Source organism: Candidatus Binatia bacterium (genome assembly GCA_036382395.1).
Taxonomy (GTDB): domain Bacteria; phylum Desulfobacterota; class Binatia; order HRBIN30; family HRBIN30; genus JAGDMS01.
On record DASVHW010000069.1, the window covers coordinates 1 to 2,269 of the forward strand.

At 65.6% G+C, this 2,269-nt stretch carries 3 protein-coding genes; 2 read left to right on the forward strand and 1 reads right to left on the reverse strand.

Going from position 1 to position 2,269, the window contains the following annotated elements; all coding sequences use genetic code 11:
* Positions 1 to 275 (forward strand): hypothetical protein (locus tag VF515_03795; protein HEX7406757.1); only part of this gene is annotated, 275 nt, incomplete at its 5' end.
* A gap of 16 nt (positions 276 to 291) precedes the next feature.
* The gene (locus tag VF515_03800) at positions 292 to 531 is read left to right on the forward strand and encodes a MoaD/ThiS family protein (protein HEX7406758.1); all 240 of its coding nucleotides are present in this window, start codon (positions 292 to 294) and stop codon (positions 529 to 531) included.
* A gap of 540 nt (positions 532 to 1,071) precedes the next feature.
* Here the strand turns inward: VF515_03800 and VF515_03805 are convergent.
* On the reverse strand, positions 1,072 to 2,157 hold the full coding sequence (locus VF515_03805; GenBank protein HEX7406759.1) for an IS110 family transposase: 1,086 nt from the start codon (positions 2,155 to 2,157) through the stop codon (positions 1,072 to 1,074).
* Between the last annotated feature and the right edge of the window lie 112 nt (positions 2,158 to 2,269).

Below are 2,269 nucleotides of genomic sequence, written 5' to 3' on the forward strand. Positions count from 1 at the left end.
TCACGCTGGCCGAGTTGGGACGTTTTCGTGAGGGCCCGACCGACGACGTCAAACTCCTTGGCGGCCGGCATGCAAGTTTGTACCGCAAGGTCGTCGTCGATCGTGACGGCGGCATCGTCGGGGCCATGTATCTCGGTGACGAGAACGGTGTCGCCGAAATGGGCGTGATCCACGGCATGATCAAGCGCCGCACGAAGTGGCAAGAGTTTGCGGCGCACCGGCTGCCGCGCTCCACGTATGCAACGCTGGTGCAGGCGGCGGCGCACCGCGGGTGAGGCCGCCGGAGGCACTATGCGCGTAACGGTCACACCCCACGCCATTCTGCGCCGCTTCCTGCCCGCAGGCGCCGGCAACTCCGCCGTCCTCGATTTGCACGAGGGGGCGACGGTTGCCGACGTGATCAGCCGCCTCGGAATTCCGCCCGGACACGCCCGGATCATCGTCTCCGGCAGCAGCCAGCTCGAACCGACATCGACACTGCACGACGCCCAGGAGATCGACCTGTTCCCGCCGCTCGCTGGAGGACTGTAGGCGCTGGCCAATGACCGCGGTCATCGTGGACTTCTGACTCCGGCCCGCTAGGGCACTGCTGCAGATACTCCGCATGCAGCCGCGCGCGGGTCACTCCCGACCGTTTGCGCTCGATGAGGCAGTACACATCGAGCCGCCGGTTTGGCTGCGTCGAGCACGGCGTGGTAGAGGAACAGAGGTTGCGAGACGAAAGTGCAAGCGACGGCGGCTGATATGTTACTGGATCTCGCATAATACGGTGACATCTTCCGTTCGTCCCGAGTAGGCGCCCTTCCCCTATGACGTCACTTGTCAAGTGGGGTCGTACGTGCACACCTTTCCTGCCCAGAATATTCTGACGACCAGCGATTCTCCTATTCGTGCGCGTCCTCGAAGGGACGGTCACCAAATTATCATTCGTTGTCCATACAGGATCGAGCGCTGCAACACTTTTGGTCGTTGGCACCCGCAGGCGCAACAACAGGGGCGGCACGCAGGCACTCGAAGGGGACCCATGGTGCGTCGGACACCGGGCATCGCAACGGTTTGTCCGCGAGAGTGTCAGGCGGCTTGCGCGATGGTCTTCTGCTCGAACTCCAGCCAGCGGGCCCGCAGCCGCAACGCCAGTCTGCGCGCCACGGCGACGATGGCCTTCTTGCGTCCGACCCGTTGCTCCAGACGCTCGAAGCATTCGACCAGCGCCAGGTCCTTGCGGCGCTGCACTGCTACCCAGGCACACTGCACCAGCCACGCGCGCAACGCCCCCGGCCCGCACTTGCGTACGGGGCCGCGGTGCACCAGCTCTCCCGAACTGTACTCCCGCGGCGTCAGGCCGAGATAGTTGGGCAGCGAGTCGGCCGTCGCAAACCGCTGGATAGCGCCAATCTCCAAGGCAAAGCGCACGGCGGTAAATGCCCCCACTCCCGACTGCTGCGCGAGCGCTTTGACCAGCGGCGCATACTGCGGCAAGCGCGCCACCGCGCGCAGTTCCTTGGCCAAGCGCCGCGCGCTGGCGCCGGCCGCGGTGCGCAGCGCCACCAACTCCTCGATGCACACGGCCACCGGCGTCGGTAGCTGCTGCGCCTGCAACCACCGCTCCAGCGCACACCACCCCGTGCCGCGCACGGGGGGCGTGTACCCGTGTTCCTGCAGCAACATCCGCACCCGAACCTGCTGGCGGCGGCGGTCCTTGAGGACCTGTCCATAGGTGCGCGACAGCTGCCGGTACTCGTGCTGTTCGCGACTCGGAACGTAGATGCTCTTGAGCACTCCCTTCTCGTACTTCAACGCCAGGCTGCCCGCATCCAGCCCATCGGTCTTCACTTGGGCGCCCGGCGCGCGCTCCACGGTACTCGGCGGCACGACGATCACACGCGCGTTTCGCTCCTCCACCCACCACGCGATCTCGTAGCCAAACCCACACGCCTCGTAGACGACGTGCACCTCGCAGCCGCGGTCCTGGTACTCCCGCACCACGGCTTGCAAATGCTTGAGCTCGCCGGCGCTGCCGAACCGGCGGCGTTCCTGTCCGCCCCAGCGGCAGGCATACACCCACTTCGAGCGCGACAGATCGACGCCGATGATCACCACCTGGCCCGGCTGGGGTGGGCATTGATTGCGACCCTCCTTCAGGACTAACCTTCTCATGGGAGCCTCCTTTCGTGCGGCTGCTTGCGACGCAGCGTGGCGAACACCCTCTGGGCGTCTCGCGTGCACAAGGTACGGCTCCCACTCTTATTCTCCAAACGCCATGCCTCAC